Below are 21,054 nucleotides of genomic sequence, written 5' to 3'. Positions count from 1 at the left end.
GCTCGCGAGCGAATACTTGCGACGTGCATCATCGCGAGCCAGCCCGCTCCCCCAAAGGCTGCTTTCACAAACCGCGTTACTTTGCCTGATCGGCTTTCAGCAGGTCGCGGATTTCCTGCAACAGCACCACGTCCGGCGGCGTGACCGGAGCGGCTTCTTCGCGGCGGGTCATCCGGTTGATGGCTTTGACCACCAGGAAGATGGCGAAGGCGATGATGACGAACTGGATCAGCACGTTGATGAATACGCCGTACTGGATGGCCACTTCGGCCGTTTTCGTTGTGGGGTCACCGGGTTTCAACACCCACTTCCAGTCCGAGAAATCTATGCCGCCGATCAGCCAGCCGATGGGCGGCATGATGATGTTGTCCACCAGCGACGTGACGATTTTGCCGAACGCAGCACCAATCACGACACCGACCGCCAGATCGACGACATTGCCGCGCAGCGCGAATTTTTTGAATTCCGCGATAAAACTCATCGTTGGGTTCTCCTCGTGTGCGTGGGGCGAAAAAGTAGCGATTCGGATGTGGGCGTAACGCGAAGCGTCAAACTACCTTACCGGAAAGCGTCGCAAAACCCACCAGCTCGGCCTCGTAGTGATCGCCACGGTGCAACGCTGACACACCGGCCGGCGTGCCGGTATAGATGAGGTCACCGGCTTTCAGCTCGAACAGCGTGGACAGCGCGGCGATGATGTGCGGCACGTCCAGCAGCATGTCGCCAAGCGTCGCCTTCTGGCGAACCTCGCCATTGATCTTCAGCGTCAGCACGGTATCGGCAGACGGCTGGCCGTCCGCCGCGCTACGCAGCGCGGAACAGGGCGCGGAATGATCGAATGCCTTGGCCACATCCCACGGCGCGCCCTTGGCCTTGGCCTGCGCCTGGAGATCGCGGCGGGTGAGGTCCAGGCCCACGCCGTAGCCCCAGATCAGCGCATTGGCATCGTCGACGGCGATATCCGAACCGCCTGCCTTCAACGCCACCACCATCTCCACTTCGTGGTGCAGATCCTGGGTGGCCGAGGGGTAGGGAAGGTCGGCACCGTCTGCCACCACCGCGTCGGCGGGCTTGCAGAAGAACATCGGGTTGGCGGTATCTACCGTGGCGCCCATCTCTTTGGCGTGATCGGCGTAGTTGCGGCCGATGCAGAAGATGCGGCGAACGGGAAAACGAAGGTCGCTGCCCTGGACGGGAAGCGTCGGAACGGCGGGGCTGGGGATGATCGTAGTCATGGGGGAAGGGTAGCGGGCCAGCGCGGCAGCGGGAAGCGCGCTGGCCGTCATGCCTGACATCTGTCATTCGCATGGGCTGATGCCTCGCAATATGTCACGGCAGACCGGCGGCGCATGCTTTCTCCGGGCGACAGGTGTCGCAAGGGGCGGGAAAGCACATGAGCAGCAATGCAGAACTCCTGAAACAGCTCAGGATCGAGAAGTCCCACCGGGAAGCCCCGGCCCGCAAGGCGGGCGGCGGCAAGGTGCTCGCCATCAGCGCCATCGCCGTGCTCGCCGTTGCCGTACTGGGTGCGGGCGGCTGGTACGTGCTGAGCCACCGGCCGATTCCGGTGCATACGGCCACCGCCGTGGCAGCGGCCACCCAGCCTGATGCGGGCGCGGTGCTGCAAGCCACCGGCTACGTGACAGCGCGTCGTCAGGCGACGGTGTCGGCCCAGATCACCGGCACGCTGACCGAGGTGCTGATCGAAGAGGGCGACCATGTGCGCAAGGGCCAGATTCTGGCCCGGCTGGAAGACAACGCCACGCGGGCCAGCCTGGCGGCTTACCGCGCCAGTGCAGCGGCTGGCCACGCGCAGGTGGCGCAGATGCAGGCGCAACTGGACCAGGCCTCCCGTGACGCGGATCGACAGGACGCGCTGGCCCGTCGTGGCCTCGTATCGGCGCAGTCTGCCGAGCAGGCGCGCACTCAGGTCACCACGATGCGCGCGCAGCTCACCACGGCGCGGCGCCAGGCGGAATCCAGCGACGCACAGGTCAGCGTGGCCGACGTCAATCTCGACTACACCGTGGTCCGCGCGCCCTTCGATGGCGTGATTACGGACAAGGCGGCGCAGGTGGGCGAGATCGTCTCGCCGCTGTCGGCTGGCGGCGGATTCACGCGAACCGGCGTGGGCACCATCGTGGACATGGATTCGCTGGAAGTGGATGTGGACGTCAACGAGGCCTACATCGGCCGCGTGAAGCCGGGCATGTCTGCCGAAACCGTGCTTGATGCCTATCCGGACTGGAACATTCCCGCGCACGTGATCGCTATCGTGCCTGCCGCTGATCGTGGCAAGGCCACCGTGAAAGTGCGTGTGGCGCTGGAGAACAAGGATGGCCGCATCGTGCCCGACATGGGCGCTCGTGTGTCGTTCCTGGAACACCGCACCGAACAGACGTCCATACCGCGAGGCGTCCTCATTCCTGCATCAGCCGTCATCTCTCACGACGGTCACGACAGCGTGTTCGTGATGGCCGATGGTCACGCAAGGCGCCGTGACGTGCGTCCTGCAAAGCAGGCCTATGGTGATCTGCGGTTGATTCCCGATGGCATCAGCACCGGCGACATCGTCGTGCTGTCGCCCCCTGCCAATCTCGACGACGGCTCGTCCGTCAGCATCCAGACCGCGCCCTGAAGCGCCGCCTTCCCAAGGAGTTCATGCGTCATGACCACGTTGATCGACATTGAAGATGTTTCCCGTGTGTACACGCGCGGCAAGCAGAGTGTGGAGGTGTTGCACGGCGTGAATCTGAAAATTGCCGAAGGTGATTTTCTCGCGCTGATGGGACCGTCCGGCTCGGGCAAGACCACGCTGCTGAACCTGATCGGCGGGCTGGACACGCCGACCGGTGGCAGCATCACCATTGCGGGCGAGCGTATCGACACGCTGGGCGGCGGTGCGCTGGCGCGTTGGCGCGCAGCGCACGTCGGCTTCGTGTTTCAGTTCTACAACCTGATGCCCATGCTGAGCGCGCAGCGAAACGTGGAGCTTCCGTTGTTGCTGACGAAGCTGTCGGCGGCACAGCGGCGGCAGAACGCATCCATCGCGCTTCAGCTGGTGGGCCTCCATGACCGCGCGTCGCATAAGCCCAGCGAGCTGTCTGGTGGCCAGCAGCAGCGTGTGGCGATTGCACGCGCCATCGTGTCCGATCCCACGCTGCTGGTATGCGATGAGCCAACCGGTGATCTGGACCGCCAGTCTGCACAGGACGTGCTCGGCCTGCTTCGCGAACTCAACCGCGAACACGGCAAGACCATCGTGATGGTGACGCACGATCCGAAGGCGGCCGAATATGCCGACCACACGCTGCATCTGGACAAGGGTTCCCTTGTCGAGCAAGTGCCGGCCTGAAGGAGCCACTTCCGATGAAATATCTTCATCTCATATGGGCGGCGCTGTTCCGGCGCAAATCACGCACCTTCCTGACCCTGGTGTCGATTCTTGCCGCGTTCCTGCTGTTCGGCATGCTGGATGCGGTGCGCACGGCGTTCACCTCCGGTGGTGACAGCGTCATGGGCGTGAACCGGCTGGTCGTGAGTTCGCGCTATTCCATCATCCAGTCGCTTCCGGCAAGCCTGGAAAACCGCATCCGTTCGATCCCCGGCGTGGAGTCGGTGGCGCGCACCAACTGGTTCGGCGGTATCTATCAGGACCCGAAGAACTTCGTTCTGAGTTTTGCGGTGAGTGACGATTACCTGGACATATACAAGGAAATCGAGCTTCCTGCCGACCAGCGCAAGGCATACGACAACACCCGCACAGGCGCCATCGTGGGAGCCGCACTGGCCAAGCGCTACGGCTGGAAGGTGGGCGACAAGATTCCGTTGCAGTCCACCATCTTTCCGCGCAAGAACGGTGACAAGACCTGGCCGTTCGACATCGTTGGCATCTACACGCCCGCGAAGGGCGCCGCCAACGGTACGGATCAGAGCTTCATTTTTCACTGGACGTATTTCGACGAAGCCAACGCATTCACCAAAGGAACCGTTGGCTGGTACATCGTCAAGCTGACCAATGCGAAGGATTCGGATCGGGTGGCATCCGCGATTGATGCACTGTCGGCCAATTCGGATCACGAGACCAAGAGTCAGAGCGAGCAGCAGTTCAATGCATCGTTTGCCAAGCAGCTGGGCAACATCGGCCTGATTGTCGGCGCCATCATGGGCGCGGTGTTTTTCACGCTGATCCTGCTGACGGCCAACACGATGGCACAGGCGGTGCGCGAACGGACAAGCGAGCTGGCTGTACTTAAGACCATCGGATTCTCCAGCACGAGCGTGCTGACGATGGTGCTGGCCGAGGCGATTTTCCTGCTGCTTCTCGGCGGCATGCTCGGCCTTGCCCTGGCTACCGTACTCGTGCCCATCGTCTCGCACGGAAGCGGGGGCATGTTGCAGCTTCCTCCCATTGGTCCCGGTACCTGGGCCTATGGCATCGGCCTCATGGTCCTCATTGGTGCGCTGGTCGGTGCGCTGCCCGCCGTGCGCGCCATGCGCCTGAACATCATCGACGCGCTTGCCGGTCGCTAAGGAAACCCTCCCATGAAAACGTTCCGGAAGTTTCTGTTTGGCCTCGGCATGCTGGCCGTCGTCGCGTTGTTTCTTGTGGTGTGGATTGCGTTGCCGTGGCAGGGCGTCGCCGGTCTGGTGGTTGTCGTTGCCCTCTGGATGCTGCTGACCCGCCGCGGACGGCAGACCGCTTCGGTCACGCGCGTTGGCTTGAGCACGCTGCGTGACCGTATCGGTTCGTCATCCGTGGTGGTGATCGGTATTGCAGGTGTGGTTGGTGTGCTGGTCGCCATGCTGGCGATGAGCGAGGGCTTCAGTGCCACGCTGCAATCGGCGGGCAATGATCGCAGCGCGATCGTGCTGCGCGGTGGCTCGCAGGCGGAGCTCAACTCCGTCATGGATCGCGACAGCGCCAACGTGGTGATGGAAGCCCCCGGTGTACGCAAGGACGCGCAGGGCAAGCCGCTGGCATCGGCAGAACTGGTAGTTGTCGCCAACCTGCCGCGCAAGGGCGAGCCGGGCAGTGACGCCAATGTGCCCATCCGTGGGGTAAGTACGGCGGTGTGGGGTCTGCGCGATCAGGTGCAGATCGTGGAAGGCCGCAAGTTCACGCCAGGCATGCATGAGCTGATTGTGGGCACAGGTGCACGTCATCAGTTTGAAGGGCTGGACGTGGGCAAGGAGATCCGTCTTGCCGGTCAGCGCTGGACCGTCGTTGGCGTGTTCCGCTCAGGAGACGTGCTGGAGTCGGAACTGTGGGGTGACACGCAGACCGTGGCATCGGCCTATCGGCGTGGCAGCAGCGTGCAGTCGGTGACGGTGATGCTGGATTCACCCGCTGCGTTCGACGCCTTCAAGGCCGCACTGGTCGGTGATCCGCGCATCAAGGTGGACGTCAGTACCACGAAGGAATACTTCAGCAAGCAGTCTGAAGGCCTGACCAAGGTGCTGCGCATCGTGGGCCTGGTGGTCGGCACCATCATGGCGATTGGTGCGGTGTTCGGTGCGTTGAACACGATGTTTTCCGCCATCGCGGCGCGGGGCCGTGAAATCGCGACGCTGCGCGCCATCGGCTTTCGCGGTACACCCGTGGTGATGTCGGTGATGCTCGAAACCATGTTGCTGGCGTTGCTGGGTGGCCTGGTGGGGGCGGGTGTCGTCTGGTTCGCCTTCAACGGCTACACCGCATCCACCCTGGGCGCCAACTTCAGCCAGGTGGTCTTTCAGTTCCGCGTGTCGCCCGAGCTTCTGTGGATGGGCGTGAAGTGGGCGCTGGCCATCGGCTTCATCGGCGGACTGTTTCCCGCCGTGCGCGCGGCACGCCTGCCGGTGACCACGGCATTGCGGGAACTGTGAGGAAAGCGGCTGCGGTGCGACTCAACGCACCGCAGCGCGCTGGCGCATCAGCGTGATGATGCCCACGCCCACCAGGATGATGGCCATGCCGGCGATATCGAACGGGCCCACATGCTCACCCGCAAAGGCCACACCGAACAGCACGGCGACGGGCGGATTCACATAGGCGTAGCTGGTGGCCACTGCCGGCCGCACCGTCTTGAGCACATACAGGTACGCGCTGAACGCGATCATCGAGCCGAATACCACCAGATAGGCGAGGGCGAGGGTGGCGCTCGTTTCAGGATGGGCAGGCAGCCGTTCGCCGCGCAGCAGCGCCACGATGACCAGCGCCACGCTGGCGCAAAGCATCTGCGCGGCCACGTTCATCGGGCCTTTGGGCATGTCCTGCCGCTTGCTCCACACCGAACCGAACGCCCATGCCGACGCGGCGCAGATGAGTGCGATGGCACCCAGTCGCGAACTGGAAAGGCCCGCACCCATGTTCAGCACGATGACGCCCACGAAGCCGAGCAGCAGGCCGATGGTCTCCTTGCGATGCGGCCACTCGCCGTACATGCCCGCAAACAGCGCGGCAAACAGCGGCATGCTGGCAACAGCAACCGCAGCGATGCCCGAGCTCACCGATTCTTCGGCAAAGCACACCAGTCCGTTTCCGCAAGCCAGCAGCAGAACGCCGGAGATCGCGGCGTTACGCCACTGCAACGCGGTAGGCAGGGTGGCGCCGCGCAGGCGCAGGAACCCGAACAGCAGCACGCCCGCAATCGCAAAGCGCATGCCGGCCAGAAGAAACGGCGGATAGCTGACCAGTGCGTAGCGAATCGCCAGATATGTCGAACCCCAGATGATGTACAGGGCGAACAGCGCAAGCGGCACCATCCAGCGCGGATCGGCCAGGGCAGTAACAGGAGTTGGAGCGGTCGTACAAGAGGCGCTGTCGTTCATGGAAGTCGTCCGTGGGCACCGCGTGGGGAGCGCGAACGTGAACGATATCGCTGTCACGCCGGCTGCGGTAGCGAAACCTTTCCGGGTCAGCCTTGAGCCTCGCTCATGGCGCGCTCGGCGGCCAGCAGGCGGTCTTTGCGACTGACGCCCCAGCGCCACCCGCCCAGCGTGCCGTCCTCGCGCACAATGCGATGGCACGGGACGATCAGGGCCAGCTTGTTGCTGCCACAGGCCCGGCCCACCGCGCGCGCGGCACGTGGCATGCCCAGTTCGGCGGCCAGTTGGCCGTAGCTCCATGTCTCGCCGCTGGGAATGCGGGTGAGGGCATCCCATACGCGCCATTGAAAGGCAGTAAAGGCGACGTCCAGCGGAGGAAGGGCGGGAGCCTGGCGGTCGCTCCAGCCGAGCTCGCAGGCCACGCGCGCAATAACGGCATCCAGCCATTCCTCGCGCCCCGCGTCCACGCGCTCCAGCGACGCCAGAGGAAATTCATCGCGCAGCCGTTGTTTCAGCGACGCATCGTCATCACCCAGGGTCACCGAGCAGATGCCGCGTTCCGTCGTTGCCACCAGCAGCGTTCCCAGCGGCGTGTCGGTGGTGGTGAAACGGATGCTGGCGCCCGCTCCGCCAGCGCGATAGCTGGCGGGCGTCATGCCCAGAAGGCGGTCGCTGTGTTCGTACACGCGGCTACCTGATCCGAAGCCTGCTTCGTACACGGCATCGGTCACGGCGCTGCCGTCGCGCAGCGCGGAGCGCAACTGGCCGAAGCGGCGGGCGCGTGCGTATTCCGCCGGGCTCACGCCGTAGCGACGACGGAACGCGCGCTGCAAGTGCGACGGGCTGAGTTCGGCAATGCGGGCCAGTTCGGTCAGGTTGGGCGCACGCTCTGAGGTATCCAGTGCGATGCGTACCTGTTCCAGCGGGTCACGGAGCGACCTGGCGGCCGATGATGTAGTCATGCGGGGTCTCCTTCGATGAAGACCAGACTAGGCGGCGGGCAATCCCTGCGCCATCCGCATCTTGTGCTCAGTGGTGGACCGGTCGGCCCTGCTGCTGGATGACCACGAACTCACCTTCCAGCACGTTGGAATCGTGCGGAGCAGCGGTGGTGTTGGCCCGTGCCGGCGGAATGACGCCAGCGGCACGCAGGCGGGCCAGCTTCCACTGCCGCCAGATCAGGAATGCAGCACCACCCACGGCGAGCACACCCAGCACCACGACGCCGAACACCAGCAGAACGCCGAGCACAGCCAGGCCGGCCAGCAGCGAGAGCACGCGAACCAGCGGGTTACGGGAGCGGCGGGGAGAGGGGAATGTGAAGCGCATTGGTTAAAAATCCGTATGGCACAATGACATGCATGCAGGCCTCTAACCTTGGGGCCAATTCCTTCAGGAGACAAGTGCCCATGGACATTTCATCCACGGCTGCCGTGCTTTGCCAATTGGACGACATTCCCGACGGCGGAGCCATCGAAGTTCAGGCCGTGGTCAATGGCGAGGACGAATCGCTGGTGGTCTGGCGTCGTGACGGCCAGGCCCGCGCGTACCTCAATATTTGCCCGCACGCCGGGCGCCGCCTGGACTGGGCGCCGGGCAAGTTTCTGGTGAAAAACGATGTGCTGGTCTGCGCCGCCCATGGCGCCAGCTTCGCCGCCGCAACGGGGGAATGCACCGCCGGGCCGTGCCGTGGCGACCGGCTGCGTGCCGTGCCGGTAGATGTGAGCGAGGGCCGCGTGGTACTCAGCGGTACATGAGATTGATGGTGACCAGGGTCAGCGCCAGCACCAGGATGGTGAGCGGAATGCCTACCCGCAGGAAGTCCTTGCCGCGATAGCCGCCGGGACCCGCCACCATCATCAGCGCCGGGTGGCCCGACGACAGCAGGAATGTGTTCGACGACGATACGGCCACAATCAGCGCGTAGGCCGACGGATTGCCACCCGTGCTCACCGCCACGCTGATGGCGATGGGCACCATCATGACGGTGGCGCCCACATTGGACATGACCTGCGAGAACATCAGCGTGAGCACCGCGATGGACAGTTGCAACGTCCACTGCGGCGCACCGCCCAGCACGTTCAGCACTTCCTGCGCGATCCACGAGGCGGTGCCCGTGGAATCCATCGACCAGCCCAGCGGAATGAGGCAGGCGGTAACGAAGATGGTTTTCCAGTTGATGGCCTTGTAGGCCTCGTCCATGTTCAGCACGCCGGTCAGCAGCATGCCCACGGCGCCGGTCATCATCGCGACCGACAGGTCCAAGTGGGTGAACAGCGCCAGGCACTTGGCCAGCACGAAGAAGCCCACGGCCTGCCAGATCTTGCCGGGGCGGGCTTCCTCTTTCGGAACGTCGGTCACGACCACGAAGTCGCGGTCTTCCTGGGCCTGCATCAGGTCGCGCCACTTGCTGTGCAGCACCAGCGTGTCACCCGCGCGCAGGGTGACCGCGCGGACGTCCTCGCGGAACACCTCGTCGCCTCGATTGACCGCCAGCACGGAAATGCCGAAACGCTTGCGCAGGCGAAGCTCGCCGACCGTCTGCTTGATGAAGCGCGAACTGGGCGGCACCACGGCTTCTGAAATACCCGCCTGAGTGGTATTGAACTGCTCGCCCAGCTGGCGCATGCGCGTGGAAACGCGGCAGAGCTGGTTGTTGGCGAAGGTGTTGATGGCGTCTTTGGGCGCCAGCACGCCGAGCACCGTGCCCACCCAGATCATCTGATCCGAAGGGGGCGCCACGCGGGATTCGTTGCCGTTCTTGATGGCCAGGATCAGCGGCGCGCCGTGAAGCTGCTCCACTTCGCCGATGCTCATGCCGACCAGCGGACTTTCCGCCGTGACCGTGAGTTCGGCCGTTTCACCGACGATGCCGTAGGTATCGGCGAAGTAGCTTTCCGTTCGGCCGGGTGTGACCTTGAGGCGGTCGTCCTCGCGCTCAGGCAGCAGCTTGCGGGTGAACAGGTAGAAGAAAAGCACGCCGGCTGCCGCGAGCACGAGACCGACCGGCGTGACGCTGAACAAGCCGAACTTCGGGATGGTGTGCGCGCCGGGAGGCAGGTTGCTGTTGGCGCTGGCGATCAGGTCGTTGAGGACGATCAGCGGCGAGTTGGCGATCAGCGTGGTGTTGGTTGCCGTGAGAATGCAGAACGCCATCGGCAGCAGCAGCCGTGACAGCGGCACGCCCGTTCGGGCGGACAGTCGGCTGGTCACCGGAATCATCAGGGCCGCCAGCGCCTGGCTGGGAATGACAGCGCTGAACAGGCTGGTGACGCTGTTGACCACCACGCCAAGGCGCGACTCGACACCCCGCGCCATGCGCATCACGAAAGCAGCGGTGAGGTTGAGGACACCCGCACGGTCCAGGCCCGCGCCCATGATCATGATGGCAATGATCGCGATGACGGCGTTACCGGCAAAGCCGTTGAACACCTGGTCACCGGGAATCAGCCCGGTCAGGCCAATGGTCACTACCACCAGCAACGCGACCATGTCGGCCCGGATCCATTCCAGCACGAGCATGACCATGGTGAAGCCCACCAGGCCAAGCACGAGGATCATTTCAGGCGTGAGGGTCAGAGCCACTAGCCGGCGTTCCTGGTCCGGTAGGTGTTGCGAATGCGTGGAGCTGTCGGCATCGTGCGGCCAGGGCAGCGGGTAATGCGTCAGGAGTATACGCTGCGACTGAGATGCGAGGTTGCGTGCGGGCTGAACGAGGGTGCAGGGGGCGGACTTTTTTCGTGTGCCGGAACGGCCTCAAGAACGGCGCTTCGCGGCGGAACGTGAGCAAGCCCTCTTCCCCATCAGGCAGCGCCGTTTTCTCCGCCGCCATCACCCGTCCGCTCTCACATCATTCTGGCCCGATTTTCGGAATGATCGGATAGCTACGCCTGCGGTGAGTCGGGATGCTTTCCGCGCTGCCGACTTCCTCGGCGGCCGGGCCTGGAAACCCGCACTGTTCAAGAAGTACGCAGGTGGCCTCCCTCCGTCCCGGCGCCGCACAGGCAGGCTTTGGGGCCCGCTTCGCTACGCATCACGAGCAAGCTGCGCTCCCACGCAGGACACTTGCCCGGCCGGCTTGCCCGCCTGAGGCGACCTGCGGGAGCGGGTCGCCTCATGTGTGCCGCCAGCGCAGCGATCGACCAGCCTGCGCTTCGCTCAGCGGCTCAGGTTGCTCAACGCCAGATCCACGATGGAATCGCCGCGTCCGCTCATCACGGCCCGCAACGCGTACAGGCTGAATCCCTTGACCTGCGCGGCGCTGATCTTCGGCGGCATCGACAGCTCAAGCCGGTTGCAGACGACATCCAGCAGCGCCGGGCCATCGTGGGTCAGCACTTCGGCGACAGCCGAGGGGAGGTCGCTGGCGCGGGTGACGCGGCGGCCGTGGATGCCCATGGCATTGGCCATGGCGGCGAAGTCGGGGTTGTCCAGTTGCACGCCGGTTTCCAGCAGCCCCGCCGTCTTCATCTCCATTTCCACAAAGCCCAGCGTGCCGTTATTGAAGACGATGACCTTCACCGGCAGACCCTGCTGCGCCAGCGTGATGAAGTCTCCCATCAGCATGGTGAACCCGCCGTCGCCCGATAGCGAAATGACCTGGCGATGCGGATACGCCGACTGCGCACCAATGGCCTGGGGCAGGGCATTGGCCATCGAGCCATGGACGAACGAGCCCAGCAGTCGACGCTCGCCATTCATGCGCAGATAGCGGGCGGCCCAGATCGTGGGCGTGCCTACGTCGCAGGTGAACACCGTATCGTCGTCGGCCAGTTCGCTGATGAGCCGCGCGACCTGTTGCGGATGAATCAACTCATGGCCCGGGTCGATGGCCGCCAGTTCGTCCAACTCGGCACGGCTGCGGTGGTAGTGCGCAAGGCAGCGGTCCAGATGGCCGCGCACCCGCTTCGCTTCAATGCGCGGCAGCAGCGCCGCGAGCGTGGCTTTCACGTCGCCCACCACGCCAAGGTCGAGTCGGCAGCGTCGGCCCAGATTCGCCGGACGCAGATCGACCTGCGCGATGGCTGCGTCTTCGGGATAGAACTGCCGATACGGAAAATCCGTACCCAGCATCAGCAGCGTGTCGCAGTCTTCCATGGCGTGATAGCCGGAGCTGAAACCGATCAGGCCCGTCATGCCCACGTCGTAAGGGTTGTCGTGCTCCACATGCTCCTTCCCGCCCAGCGCGTGCACGATCGGCGACTTGAGTGCCTCGGCCACCGCCATCAGTTCCTTGTGCGCGCCCGCGCAACCGCGCCCGCACAGCAGCGTGACGCGCTTGCCTGCATTCAGCAGGTTGGCCAGCGCATCCAGCTCGGCTTCGGCGGGAATGACGTGCGGCACCGGCGGAATCAGGCCCGCACGCGGCGTCGGCTTCTTCACCGGTGACTTCTTCATGGCCACATCGCCCGGAATGACGATGACCGCCACACCCTTCTGGCCGACCGCCGCACGGATGGCCGAATCCAGCACCTGCGGCATCTGCGCAGGGTCGGACACCATCTCGCAGTACACGCTGCATTCGCGGAACAGTTCGGTGGGATGGGTTTCCTGGAAATACCCGTTGCCAATCTCCGCGCTGGGAATATGCGCGGCAATGGCCAGCACCGGCACGCGCGTGCGGTGACAGTCGAACAGGCCATTGATGAGGTGCAGGTTGCCGGGACCGCAACTGCCTGCGCAGACGGCCAGCTCGCCGGTCAGTTGCGCTTCGCCACCGGCAGCGAAGGCCGCCACTTCTTCGTGGCGGACATGGACCCACTCGATCTGCTGGCGCTGGCGCAGTGATTCGGTGAAGGCGTTGAGGCTGTCGCCAACGATGCCGTAGATGCGCTTTACGCCTGCTTCCTGCAGCGTTTCGGCCATCAGGTCGGCCAGGTTTTCAATGGACATGGACGGGCAGCTCCGGGGGACGATAGCCCCCGCTTATGCCCGAGCGCAGGTTAAGGCGCCGTCGTCGTCCGCTCGTACAGGAAGTCCCACACGCCGTGGCCCAGGCGCGTGCCGCGACGCTCGAAGTGGGTCTCGATGCGCCAGTCAGGCTTGGGTGCGGACAGGCCCGGGCCCAAGCGGTTCGTCCAGCCGGGTGCGGCTTCCATCGTCTCGCGCATGTGCTCGGCGTAGGCTTCCCAATCGGTGGCCAGATGCAGCAGGCCACCCGGTGCCACGCGCGACGCCAGCAATTCCACGAACGCAGGCTGCACGAGGCGGCGCTTGTTGTGCTTCTTCTTGTGCCACGGGTCCGGGAACCAGATGCGCACTTCGGACAGGCTGCCCGGTGCGATTTCGTTCTCCAGCACTTCCACCGCGTCGTGCTTGTACACACGCACGTTGGCGGCCGCGCGATCAGCCAGCGCATTCATGACCCGGCCGACGCCAGGGCTGTGCACTTCCACGCCGATGTAGTCGCGATCAAGGTCGTTCTCGCTGGCCCAGGCCAGCGCTTCGCCGTTGCCGAAACCGATTTCAAGCACGCGCGGCGCATGACGGCCGAACGTGGCATCGAGGTCACGCGGCTGGCCGGTGTAATCCAGGCCAAAGCGCGCCCAGTGATCGTCAAACGCGCGCTGCTGTGCAGGCGTCATGCGGCCTTCGCGCAGCACGAAGCTGCGGATGCGGCGCAGGTACGGGGCGGTTGCCGGTTCGCTGGATTCGGGCGTGTTGTCGTCGTGAGTCATGATGCTTCGTTTCAGCCCACAAGGCCGTCAATGGGACTGGATGCGGAAGCGAAGCGCTTGCGCGGAATACGACCGGCGCGAAACGCGGCGCGGCCCGCCTCCACGGCGAGCTTCATGGCGTGAGCCATCAGCACGGGATCTTTGGCGCCGGCAATCGCGGTGTTCATCAGCACGCCGTCGCAACCCAGTTCCATCGCGATGGCCGCATCGGACGCGGTGCCCACGCCTGCGTCGACAATGACCGGAACCTTCGCGTTCTCCACGATTTCCAGCAGGTTGTAGCGATTCTGGATGCCCAGGCCCGAGCCGATGGGCGCGGCCAGCGGCATGATGGCCACGCAGCCGATCTCTTCGAGGCGGCGGGCAAGGATCGGATCGTCGGAGGTGTACACCATGACGTCGAAGCCGTCGGCCACCAGCTTTTCCGCGGCGGCCAGCGTCTGCACCACGTCCGGGTACAGCGTGCGCTCGTCACCCAGCACTTCCAGCTTCACCAGCGAATGGCCGTCCAGCAGCTCGCGCGCCAGACGGCAGGTGCGCACGGCGTCGTCGGCCGTGTAGCAGCCCGCCGTGTTCGGCAGCAGCGTGAAGCGATCCGGCGGCAGCGCGTCCAGCAGGTTGGGCTGGCCCGCATCCTGGCCGATATTCACGCGGCGAATGGCCAGCGTCACGATCTGCGCGCCTGCGGCATCCGTGGCACGGCGGGTTTCATCGAAGTCTTTGTACTTGCCCGTGCCCGTCAGCAGGCGGGAATGGAAGGTCTTGCCCGCAATGATGAGCGAGTCATCGCTGGTCTGCGCTGGGTGAGTCATGAGTTAAGACGTCCTGATGAATGCGGCGGTCAGCGGCTCAGCCGCCGCCCATGGCGTGCACGATCTCCACGCGGTCGCCATCGGCAAGCGCGTGCGTGACGTGCTGGCTGCGCGGCACGATGTCGAGATTGATCTCTACGGCGACACGCTTGCCGGCAAAACCGGCGTCGTCGAGCAGCTGGGCGAGGGTGGTGCCGGGCGCGCAGTCGCGCGGGCTACCGTTGAGCACGATTTGCATGCCCGGCATTGTAGCCGCTGAGGCCGGTCAGGAGGAGCGCGAGCCGGCGTGGCGAGGTTAATGCCCGGTGCCGGGCTGCCAGCCACCCGGCTGCATCCCGGTGCCAGGTTGTGGGCCGCGCGTTGCGGGCTGGCCCGTGCCGGGCTGCCAGTTTCCACGACCGCCGTTGCCCGGCTGGGAGGGGGCCGTTGTGAAGGGCGCGCCCGTGGACGGCGGCCGGGTTCCGGGAATGGGGCGCTGCACCGTCACCGGTCGACCCATATCCGGGCCGGGCCGACCGCCGGGGCCGTGATTGCCGTCGTGGTCGTGGTCGTGGTCATGGCCGTTGCCATAACCCGGCCGACCACGCCCGCCGCCCCAGCCGCTGAAGCCCGCGGCATAGCCGCTGGTGTAGCCGCCCGATGAGTAGGCGCCGTTACTTTCGCTGTAGTTGTTGTCCAGCACCTGATAGCCGTAGTTGCCATTGCCCGTGGAGACCGTGCGAGTCGCAGGCTGGGCGGGCATCGAGCGCAGATGCGGCGGCGTAGGCAACACGCCGGGGCGTGCGGCCGCCTGCACTTCATCCTGCGCGGAACTGGAAATGAAGCTCACGCCCGGCTTGGGCGAGCTGTTGCCCGGAACCGTCGATACCACCCGAGCGGGTGGATTCGCCGATTGCGCGAACGCCCACGGAGCCGCCATCGACGCGGCCGCCGCCAGGACGAAAAGAGCGAACGGTGCGTTACCCACGATCCTGGCCATGACAACGGACTCCCGAGACGATTTCCCCGCCCCGATTATGCGCGCCCCGACACCCCGCAAGACCCTGCGCCCACAGCCCGTTCAGCCAACCGCCAGCCGCCCCCGCTTCCTGCCACCGCCCACTCGTATTACCATCCAGCCCCACGCGGGTGTAGCTCAATGGTAGAGCTGTAGCTTCCCAAGCTACTGACGAGGGTTCGATTCCCTTCACCCGCTCCATTTCGCGCTTTGATTGCGCCAAGTGCGGTAACTGATCGACCAGGGGGCTGGGCGATGCCATCTATTTCCAACAGGTACCGGCTGCCATGTCGGTGGCTGCGGCTGTTTAGTGGCCAGATTACCGCCACGGTGTCGCTTATCCCTGCAACGTTGTCTGTATCAACCAAGAAAACTTGCCAGAAGCGCTTCAGGCTTCGCTTCCGCCATAAGCGTCGCCCTCAGCGCGTAAGCACGACGTGCGTCGCCAGCTCCATGGGTGTCGTCTCCGTTACCCGGTAGCCGAGGCCAGGCAGGTCAATGCCTGCGAACAGCGATTCACCGTTGCCCAGGACGACGGGTGAGAGTGCCAGGTGCAATTCGTCGATGGCTCCGGCTTGCAGGTATTGGCGAACCGTCGAAACGCCGCCGCCAATCTTCACGTCGAGGTTTCCCGCGGCGGCTTTGGCCTGGGCGAGGGCCGACTCGATTCCGTCGGTGACGAAATGGAAGGTTGTACCGCCTTCCATCACGATGGAATCCCTGGCGTGATGGGTGAGGATGAAGGTTGGCGCGTGATACGGGGGATTGTCGCCCCACCAACCCTTCCACGTGTCGTCGGGCCACTCGTCGCGGATGGGGCCGAACATGTTGCGACCGAGAATGAAGGCGCCGAAGCCTTTCATCGCGGCATCGGCGAAACGGTCATCGGTTCCGTCTGCTTGCCCCATCATGGATCGAAAGGCCCGGGTCGGAAAGAACCAGCTGAGCAACTCCGTGCCCCGTTTGCCGAGCGGATGCTCCAGGCTCTGGTCGGGGCCGGCCCCGAAACCGTCGATAGACACGCCAAAACCCGCTACGCGTACCTTGCCCATGGGGCCTCCGTCTGATGTGAGCGGCAACCCGTGGAGTCTTGCTACAGCCGATGCATATTGCAAGCGGATCGTTGGCAGAACTGCTATGGCTATCTGTTCTTGATGCAAACGGCTGCTGCTGTAAACCCGGCGCCTAAGCGCACGCTCATCTCATGGTTGGTCGAATACCCGGGATGGAGCCAGGGTGTCGCCTTATGAAAGCGAATGATTCGACAGAAGGTCAGGCAACCCGCCGATGGGTTAATGGTTTTGAGGGCCCGCACGTGCAAGCAGGAGCCACAGTCATGCGCGATTGAATGCAATGATTGGCCGTTCTGTCGCACGCATTTCGGTGCGAACGGCAAGTGGTTCAGTCAGATGACTGACTGAGTGTGACCCTGCGACATGTAAGAAGAATTCGTAGTTGACGCCGAGGGTGGCGCTAAGTAGCGTCGGCTTCCGGTAAGGGAATTGCCGATACGCGACTTAAGGAGTTCAGGGATGAGTGTGCGAATAGTTCGCTTTCTTTTTCTGCTGTTTTTCGCTGCTGTCGCGGCTACAGGTTGCAACAATCCAACTCCGAAAAAGAGTTTGATTGAAGGGCAGTATGAGCTCTTCAACGGCCTCATTCCCCATTCCAGAAGTGTCGTTCAGATCGACATCTACGCGGACTTTACTTGTGCCGCATGTCAACAATTCGCCATCGAAACAATGCCTTCTCTGGCTGCCAAGTTCGGTTCGCGGATTCAATTTCGCAAGCACTATCTCGTAGGTACGAAGTCCCCCGTGTTCGCGCAGATTTTTTATGAAGTTGCAGATGCGCGAGGCCGTGGGGAGGAGGCGGCGGAACGACTGTTCAAAGCTCGCCTGGATCATCGTGACGGTGCAAAAAATGCTCCGCTCATCGAGTCGCTCGCCCGGGATATGAATCTGGCAAGCGCGTATCAGTCTTCCCTTGCCAATCCGGACAACGAGGCGCGTATCCGCAAAGCATGGAATGTCGAAGGGTCCCACATAACCTTCTTCCCGAGTGTTGTTCTTGAGAACACGCTGTTGACCAATGGAAATCGGGAAAATCTCGAAACCATTGTCAGTAGCCTGCTTCAGATCCCGGAAGCCAGTTCGGCTGCCCGCGATCCGGCCGGGACAGAAGACGAGCAGGTCTGACGGATCATTCGTCGCTGCATGTGAGCCGAGTTGAAGATCGCATCATGGAAACATTGAGTTCGACGCAATGGAGCGTCGATGTAGCAAGGAGAGCTATATGAAAGTGAAGGCAATGAAGGTGGTCTTCGGTCTCGCCATTCTGGCAGTCGCGGGCTCAGCGTTCGCATATCGCGTGGTTTGCACAGGCTGCCATCCGACGGCCGAAGGTAATCACGTTTGCGAAGAGTGTCACTCGGAGTGAGTGAGGCGCCCATCCTTTGACGGGGTGGGCGTTTTTTACGCGGGATAGCGTGAGGCCTTGCCTGCATGGTTTATTTTCTGAGCCAGATATTCCTGGGCTTTCGCCGAAGCCCAGTGTTCTGCGTATTGATTGTGATCATTATTTCTATGGGGATTGCAGCGAGCACGTCGATGCTTGTAGTTCTTCGCACGCTCCACGCGAACCCGTTGCCGGGTATCAGTGACCGCCTCTTTCATCTGCAGATCGAGCCTTCAGTCGTTGGTCGACCGTCCACCCGGGGCAAGCTCCCGGATTCGCTGACGTGGGATGACGCAGCGGCGCTCCTCCGGGCTACACCTGGTAAGCGGAAGGCGTCCATTCTTGGCGCACAACTCACTTTCGTGCCGACAGAGGGTGTTGGCCATGCGCGATGGGTCAAGTCAACCCTGACGCAGAGCGCTTTCTTCCCCATGTTTCGCGCTCAGTTCGCTGACGGGGGCGCGTGGACAGCAGTGGACGACGATCAGGCCAGCCGCGTTGTCGTGATATCCGACGTTCTTTCCCGGTCGCTTTTCGGTAGTACGAAGACGACCGGGCGAATTATCCGGTTTGGCGATTTTGACTTTCGCGTTGTCGGCGTGTTGAAGCATTGGGCACCAAAGCCCCGGTTCTACGCGCTCAGCGAGGGCGCTTTTGCACCGCCGGAGGACGTATTCATGCCTTTGAGTACGGCAAGAGACATTCGTGCCGCTCTTTCTGTATCGCCCGACTGTTGGGGGTCAGGATTTCCCGATCTCGAAAGACCCGCTAAGGCACCCTGTAGCTGGGTGCCTTTCTGGGTGGAGCTGGATGTGGCAGGGGATGCGCCGGGCTATTTGAGGTTCCTTTCCGGGTATGTGAAAGAGCAGCAAGCGTTGGGGCGCTTTCAACGGGAATCCGTGGTGCAACTCCATAACGTGATGGAGTGGATCGAAGAAAAAAATGTGGTTCCCTCGGCTGCGCGTCTTCAGGCATTCATCGCGTATGGATTCCTGTTCATCTGCATCGGAAATGCTTCCGGCCTTCTGTTCATCATGTTTCTGGGGCGCCGCCGCGAGTTGGGGCTGCGGCGGGCGCTGGGAGCCACGCAGAGGCAGATTTTCAGGCATCTCGTTGCGGAAACAGCGGGCATCGGACTGATGTCGTGCGCGGGGGGGATTGCATTGACTATCGCTGCGATGGCGTTGCTACGGCAGCGACCGGAAGCCCACTACGCCGCAATCGAATTCGATCCGGCGGTCGTGTGCATTGGCGTGGCATTGACGCTCGTTGCGACAGCGGTCGCGACCTGCGTTCCTGCCTGGCATGTCGCGCGCAGCCATCCTTATCGCATGTTGAACTCATAGAGGCTGCTCATGCACCCGATCATCCGTGCGCTCGCACGCCACAAGCTGCCTGCCATGATCATCGTCGTTGAGGTGGCGATGGCATGCGCCGTTGTATCCAATACTCTCTATCTGCTGAGTACGTTCGCTTCGCGCGTGAACTTGAGCACAGGTATGGATGGCGATGATGTGTTGTGGCTGCGCAGCAGCGGACTGCCGACAACCGGAACTCCCACGAGCTCCGACGAGGCCGATGCGGTGGCCGTGCGCGGAGCCGCCCACGTCAGGCATGTCGCCCGCGTCAGCGCGTTGCCTCTGACCAATACGGCGTCTTATCGGTTCAAAGTCGGAGTCGATGGTGACGACGTGGACATCGCCGGTACGGCAGCTGGCATGTATCTGTGGGGTAAGGGAGCGGTGCAGGCGCTCGGAGTGCGTTTAATGAGCGGGCGCGATTTTCTGCCCGAGGAGTACGTGGAATTTTCGCCCTTCTCCGATGGACCTGCGCCAGCGTCGGTTCTGATCACCCGTGCACTGGCGGTAAGGTTGTTTGGTAGCGTGGACGCAGTGGGAAGGCGGTTACGGCTGCAACTGAATGGCCAGCCGTCGGCGACGGTGGTTGGCGTTATTGATGACTTGTTGTCGCCGTCGCTCCGTCACGGAGGAGATGATGCGAATCAGGTCATTCTGCCAGTGTTGCGCGTCCCGGGAGGGTTGCTGGTGGTCCGGGCGGAAAGGTCGCACGCTTCGCAGGCGCTGGATGCTGCGAAGCGCGCGCTCTTTGGGGTAAGTCACGCCAGAATTCTTACAAAGGCCGAGTTGTTCTCGCAGACAGAGCACGAATACTTCCGCGGAGACCGGAGCATGATCTGGACCCTGGCGATGATCAGCGCGTTCCTCACTCTTTTGACGGCGATCAGCATTGTTTCTATTTCGAATTACTGGCTGATCCAGCGACGCCGTTCCATCGGCATCCGGCGCGCTCTGGGCGCCCGCAGGAGCCAGATCATCGCGCACTTTCTTGCCGAGAACCTGGTTGTTGTTGCCAGCGGCGCAGCGCTGGGGCTGGCTGGGGCAGTGGTACTCAACACCGCGATGATGCGCTGGTTTGAAGTTGGCCGTATGCCCGCATCCTGGCTGATCTGGATCGTGTTGCTTCTTCTGGGTTTGGGCCAGGCGGCGGTAATCATGCCGGCGTGGCGCGCGAGCCGAATCCATCCCGGGGCGATTGCGGCGGGGGGCTGAACGTCAGAGGCCGCTCGCCAGCCGCCCCAGCACAACCGCCAAAGTCAGTTGAGCGGACGTAGCAACAAAAGCAGGCATAGCGTTGCCATGAATACGGCAATCAACCCGTCCAGAACGCGCCATGCGCGTGGATTGCGGAAGATGGGTTGCAGCAGTCGTGCGCCGTAACCGAGCGACGTGAACCAGGCCACGCTGGCCACGCAGGCTCCGGCCGCGAAGGCCCAGCGCGCGTCGCCAGGGTAGCGGGTGGAAAGGCTTCCCAGTAGGACCATCGTGTCGAGATAGACGTGGGGATTGAGGAAGGTGAAGGCGAGGCAGGCGAGCAGGATGCGGCGCCAGTGCACCTGTACCGACCCGGTTGCGGCCAGCGCGCCGGAACCGCGCCAGGCGCGCGTGGCGGCCATTACGGCATAGGCGCCAAGAAAGGCAGCGCCGCCGAAACGCAAGGCCTGAAGCAGCCACGGAAACTGTTGCACCAGTGCGCCAATGCCCGCCACGCCCAGCAGGATCAGCGCCATGTCGCTGAGTGCGCAAATGGCGACGATCATACTGACGTGCTCGCGCTTCAGGCCCTGTCGCAGCACGAAGGCATTCTGAGCGCCGATGGCGATGATGAGTCCGGCGCTGGCGACGAATCCGGCGAGGGCGGCGGTGAGAAGCATGAGGTGTTTCCAGGTAAAGGGCCGCACATGCTGTCGTCGGTCCAGTCATTAGCCAAGCTAAGAATTCTG

At 63.4% G+C, this 21,054-nt stretch carries 21 protein-coding genes and 1 tRNA gene; 9 read left to right on the top strand and 13 right to left on the bottom strand.

Annotation, left to right across the window (positions count from 1 at the left end):
* Positions 1 to 76: 76 nt before the first annotated feature.
* Both mscL and FHW69_RS03385 read right to left on the bottom strand, forming a co-directional pair.
* Complete coding sequence (gene mscL, locus FHW69_RS03390; protein WP_183421596.1) at positions 77 to 481, bottom strand: large-conductance mechanosensitive channel protein MscL; 405 nt, start codon at positions 479 to 481, stop codon at positions 77 to 79.
* Positions 482 to 548: 67 nt separating this feature from the next.
* On the bottom strand, positions 549 to 1,235 hold the full coding sequence (locus FHW69_RS03385; RefSeq protein ID WP_183422256.1) for a fumarylacetoacetate hydrolase family protein: 687 nt from the start codon (positions 1,233 to 1,235) through the stop codon (positions 549 to 551).
* Between the two features lie 158 nt (positions 1,236 to 1,393).
* Here FHW69_RS03385 and FHW69_RS03380 point away from each other — a divergent pair, with 158 nt between their 5' ends.
* Genes FHW69_RS03380 through FHW69_RS03365 form a run of 4 tightly spaced genes read left to right on the top strand, consistent with a single transcriptional unit; the run spans position 1,394 to position 5,868 of the window.
* Positions 1,394 to 2,638 carry an efflux RND transporter periplasmic adaptor subunit gene (locus FHW69_RS03380; RefSeq protein ID WP_183421595.1) on the top strand — a complete coding sequence of 415 codons (1,245 nt, stop codon included), beginning with the start codon at positions 1,394 to 1,396 and terminating at the stop codon, positions 2,636 to 2,638.
* Positions 2,639 to 2,668: 30 nt separating this feature from the next.
* The gene (locus tag FHW69_RS03375; RefSeq protein WP_183421594.1) at positions 2,669 to 3,355 is read left to right on the top strand and encodes an ABC transporter ATP-binding protein; all 687 of its coding nucleotides are present in this window, start codon (positions 2,669 to 2,671) and stop codon (positions 3,353 to 3,355) included.
* Between the two features lie 14 nt (positions 3,356 to 3,369).
* Positions 3,370 to 4,533, top strand: coding sequence for an ABC transporter permease (locus FHW69_RS03370; RefSeq protein ID WP_183421593.1), 1,164 nt, complete (start codon positions 3,370 to 3,372; stop codon positions 4,531 to 4,533).
* Positions 4,534 to 4,545: 12 nt separating this feature from the next.
* Positions 4,546 to 5,868 carry an ABC transporter permease gene (locus tag FHW69_RS03365; RefSeq protein WP_183421592.1) on the top strand — a complete coding sequence of 441 codons (1,323 nt, stop codon included), beginning with the start codon at positions 4,546 to 4,548 and terminating at the stop codon, positions 5,866 to 5,868.
* A 21-nt stretch (positions 5,869 to 5,889) separates the two neighbouring features.
* On the opposite strand, the gene yedA is transcribed toward FHW69_RS03365, so the two are convergent.
* From yedA to FHW69_RS03350, 3 genes are all read right to left on the bottom strand, one after another.
* Positions 5,890 to 6,813: a drug/metabolite exporter YedA gene (yedA, locus tag FHW69_RS03360; RefSeq protein ID WP_183421591.1), complete on the bottom strand. Its 924-nt coding sequence runs from the start codon at positions 6,811 to 6,813 to the stop codon at positions 5,890 to 5,892.
* 86 nt (positions 6,814 to 6,899) lie between these two features.
* Complete coding sequence (locus FHW69_RS03355) at positions 6,900 to 7,772, bottom strand: methylated-DNA--[protein]-cysteine S-methyltransferase (RefSeq protein ID WP_183421590.1); 873 nt, start codon at positions 7,770 to 7,772, stop codon at positions 6,900 to 6,902.
* 67 nt (positions 7,773 to 7,839) lie between these two features.
* Positions 7,840 to 8,139 carry a hypothetical protein gene (locus FHW69_RS03350; protein WP_183421589.1) on the bottom strand — a complete coding sequence of 100 codons (300 nt, stop codon included), beginning with the start codon at positions 8,137 to 8,139 and terminating at the stop codon, positions 7,840 to 7,842.
* 80 nt (positions 8,140 to 8,219) lie between these two features.
* Here FHW69_RS03350 and FHW69_RS03345 point away from each other — a divergent pair, with 80 nt between their 5' ends.
* On the top strand, positions 8,220 to 8,567 hold the full coding sequence (locus FHW69_RS03345; protein ID WP_183421588.1) for a Rieske 2Fe-2S domain-containing protein: 348 nt from the start codon (positions 8,220 to 8,222) through the stop codon (positions 8,565 to 8,567).
* Here FHW69_RS03345 and FHW69_RS03340 read toward each other — a convergent pair.
* The 6 genes from FHW69_RS03340 to FHW69_RS03315 form a co-directional block, all read right to left on the bottom strand.
* A complete protein-coding gene (locus FHW69_RS03340; RefSeq protein ID WP_183422255.1) occupies positions 8,554 to 10,371 on the bottom strand; it encodes an SLC13 family permease in 1,818 nt (605 codons plus the stop codon). The two genes, FHW69_RS03345 and FHW69_RS03340, sit on opposite strands and share 14 nt — an antisense overlap.
* A gap of 597 nt (positions 10,372 to 10,968) precedes the next feature.
* Complete coding sequence (poxB, locus tag FHW69_RS03335; protein ID WP_221195423.1) at positions 10,969 to 12,687, bottom strand: ubiquinone-dependent pyruvate dehydrogenase; 1,719 nt, start codon at positions 12,685 to 12,687, stop codon at positions 10,969 to 10,971.
* A 65-nt stretch (positions 12,688 to 12,752) separates the two neighbouring features.
* Positions 12,753 to 13,487, bottom strand: a complete 735-nt coding sequence (trmB, locus tag FHW69_RS03330) for a tRNA (guanosine(46)-N7)-methyltransferase TrmB (RefSeq protein WP_183421586.1) — start codon at positions 13,485 to 13,487, stop codon at positions 12,753 to 12,755.
* A gap of 11 nt (positions 13,488 to 13,498) precedes the next feature.
* Positions 13,499 to 14,299, bottom strand: a complete 801-nt coding sequence (locus tag FHW69_RS03325) for a thiazole synthase (RefSeq protein ID WP_183421585.1) — start codon at positions 14,297 to 14,299, stop codon at positions 13,499 to 13,501.
* A 37-nt stretch (positions 14,300 to 14,336) separates the two neighbouring features.
* A complete protein-coding gene (thiS, locus tag FHW69_RS03320) occupies positions 14,337 to 14,537 on the bottom strand; it encodes a sulfur carrier protein ThiS (RefSeq protein ID WP_183421584.1) in 201 nt (66 codons plus the stop codon).
* A 57-nt stretch (positions 14,538 to 14,594) separates the two neighbouring features.
* Positions 14,595 to 15,278 carry a hypothetical protein gene (locus tag FHW69_RS03315; RefSeq protein ID WP_183421583.1) on the bottom strand — a complete coding sequence of 228 codons (684 nt, stop codon included), beginning with the start codon at positions 15,276 to 15,278 and terminating at the stop codon, positions 14,595 to 14,597.
* Positions 15,279 to 15,423: 145 nt separating this feature from the next.
* Here FHW69_RS03315 and FHW69_RS03310 point away from each other — a divergent pair.
* Positions 15,424 to 15,497 (top strand) — tRNA-Gly (locus FHW69_RS03310).
* A gap of 218 nt (positions 15,498 to 15,715) precedes the next feature.
* On the opposite strand, the gene FHW69_RS03305 is transcribed toward FHW69_RS03310, so the two are convergent.
* The gene (locus FHW69_RS03305; RefSeq protein WP_183421582.1) at positions 15,716 to 16,348 is read right to left on the bottom strand and encodes a dihydrofolate reductase family protein; all 633 of its coding nucleotides are present in this window, start codon (positions 16,346 to 16,348) and stop codon (positions 15,716 to 15,718) included.
* Between the two features lie 480 nt (positions 16,349 to 16,828).
* On the opposite strand from FHW69_RS03305, the gene FHW69_RS03300 reads away from it, so the two are divergent.
* From FHW69_RS03300 to FHW69_RS03290, 3 genes are all read left to right on the top strand, one after another.
* Positions 16,829 to 17,494 (top strand): hypothetical protein, encoded by a 666-nt coding sequence (locus FHW69_RS03300; protein WP_183421581.1) that lies wholly within the window; start codon positions 16,829 to 16,831, stop codon positions 17,492 to 17,494.
* 306 nt (positions 17,495 to 17,800) lie between these two features.
* The gene (locus FHW69_RS03295) at positions 17,801 to 19,099 is read left to right on the top strand and encodes an ABC transporter permease (protein WP_183421580.1); all 1,299 of its coding nucleotides are present in this window, start codon (positions 17,801 to 17,803) and stop codon (positions 19,097 to 19,099) included.
* Positions 19,100 to 19,108: 9 nt separating this feature from the next.
* Entirely contained in the window at positions 19,109 to 20,323 is a 1,215-nt protein-coding gene (locus FHW69_RS03290; protein ID WP_183421579.1) for an FtsX-like permease family protein, read from the top strand.
* Positions 20,324 to 20,367: 44 nt separating this feature from the next.
* Here the strand turns inward: FHW69_RS03290 and FHW69_RS03285 are convergent, their stop codons facing one another.
* A complete protein-coding gene (locus FHW69_RS03285; protein ID WP_183421578.1) occupies positions 20,368 to 20,985 on the bottom strand; it encodes a LysE/ArgO family amino acid transporter in 618 nt (205 codons plus the stop codon).
* Between the last annotated feature and the right edge of the window lie 69 nt (positions 20,986 to 21,054).

The organism is Luteibacter sp. Sphag1AF, assembly GCF_014192715.1.
Lineage (GTDB): Bacteria > Pseudomonadota > Gammaproteobacteria > Xanthomonadales > Rhodanobacteraceae > Luteibacter.
This window is presented reverse-complemented; position numbering and strand designations above follow the sequence as displayed.

Excerpts from the sequence above, each read along its gene's own strand:
- FHW69_RS03375 (WP_183421594.1), top strand. The coding sequence starts at position 2,669 with ATGACCACGTTGATCGACATTGAAGATGTTTCCCGTGTGTACACGCGC.
- FHW69_RS03295 (WP_183421580.1), top strand. The coding sequence starts at position 17,801 with ATGGTTTATTTTCTGAGCCAGATATTCCTGGGCTTTCGCCGAAGCCCA.
- FHW69_RS03365 (WP_183421592.1), top strand. The coding sequence starts at position 4,546 with ATGAAAACGTTCCGGAAGTTTCTGTTTGGCCTCGGCATGCTGGCCGTC.
- FHW69_RS03325 (WP_183421585.1), bottom strand. The coding sequence starts at position 14,299 with ATGACTCACCCAGCGCAGACCAGCGATGACTCGCTCATCATTGCGGGC.
- yedA (WP_183421591.1), bottom strand. The coding sequence starts at position 6,813 with ATGAACGACAGCGCCTCTTGTACGACCGCTCCAACTCCTGTTACTGCC.
- FHW69_RS03385 (WP_183422256.1), bottom strand. The coding sequence starts at position 1,235 with ATGACTACGATCATCCCCAGCCCCGCCGTTCCGACGCTTCCCGTCCAG.
- FHW69_RS03370 (WP_183421593.1), top strand. The coding sequence starts at position 3,370 with ATGAAATATCTTCATCTCATATGGGCGGCGCTGTTCCGGCGCAAATCA.
- FHW69_RS03285 (WP_183421578.1), bottom strand. The coding sequence starts at position 20,985 with ATGCTTCTCACCGCCGCCCTCGCCGGATTCGTCGCCAGCGCCGGACTC.
- trmB (WP_183421586.1), bottom strand. The coding sequence starts at position 13,487 with ATGACTCACGACGACAACACGCCCGAATCCAGCGAACCGGCAACCGCC.
- FHW69_RS03315 (WP_183421583.1), bottom strand. The coding sequence starts at position 15,278 with ATGGCCAGGATCGTGGGTAACGCACCGTTCGCTCTTTTCGTCCTGGCG.
- mscL (WP_183421596.1), bottom strand. The coding sequence starts at position 481 with ATGAGTTTTATCGCGGAATTCAAAAAATTCGCGCTGCGCGGCAATGTC.
- FHW69_RS03305 (WP_183421582.1), bottom strand. The coding sequence starts at position 16,348 with ATGGGCAAGGTACGCGTAGCGGGTTTTGGCGTGTCTATCGACGGTTTC.
- FHW69_RS03345 (WP_183421588.1), top strand. The coding sequence starts at position 8,220 with ATGGACATTTCATCCACGGCTGCCGTGCTTTGCCAATTGGACGACATT.
- FHW69_RS03380 (WP_183421595.1), top strand. The coding sequence starts at position 1,394 with ATGAGCAGCAATGCAGAACTCCTGAAACAGCTCAGGATCGAGAAGTCC.
- FHW69_RS03340 (WP_183422255.1), bottom strand. The coding sequence starts at position 10,371 with ATGATCCTCGTGCTTGGCCTGGTGGGCTTCACCATGGTCATGCTCGTG.
- FHW69_RS03300 (WP_183421581.1), top strand. The coding sequence starts at position 16,829 with ATGAGTGTGCGAATAGTTCGCTTTCTTTTTCTGCTGTTTTTCGCTGCT.
- FHW69_RS03355 (WP_183421590.1), bottom strand. The coding sequence starts at position 7,772 with ATGACTACATCATCGGCCGCCAGGTCGCTCCGTGACCCGCTGGAACAG.
- thiS (WP_183421584.1), bottom strand. The coding sequence starts at position 14,537 with ATGCAAATCGTGCTCAACGGTAGCCCGCGCGACTGCGCGCCCGGCACC.
- FHW69_RS03350 (WP_183421589.1), bottom strand. The coding sequence starts at position 8,139 with ATGCGCTTCACATTCCCCTCTCCCCGCCGCTCCCGTAACCCGCTGGTT.
- FHW69_RS03290 (WP_183421579.1), top strand. The coding sequence starts at position 19,109 with ATGCACCCGATCATCCGTGCGCTCGCACGCCACAAGCTGCCTGCCATG.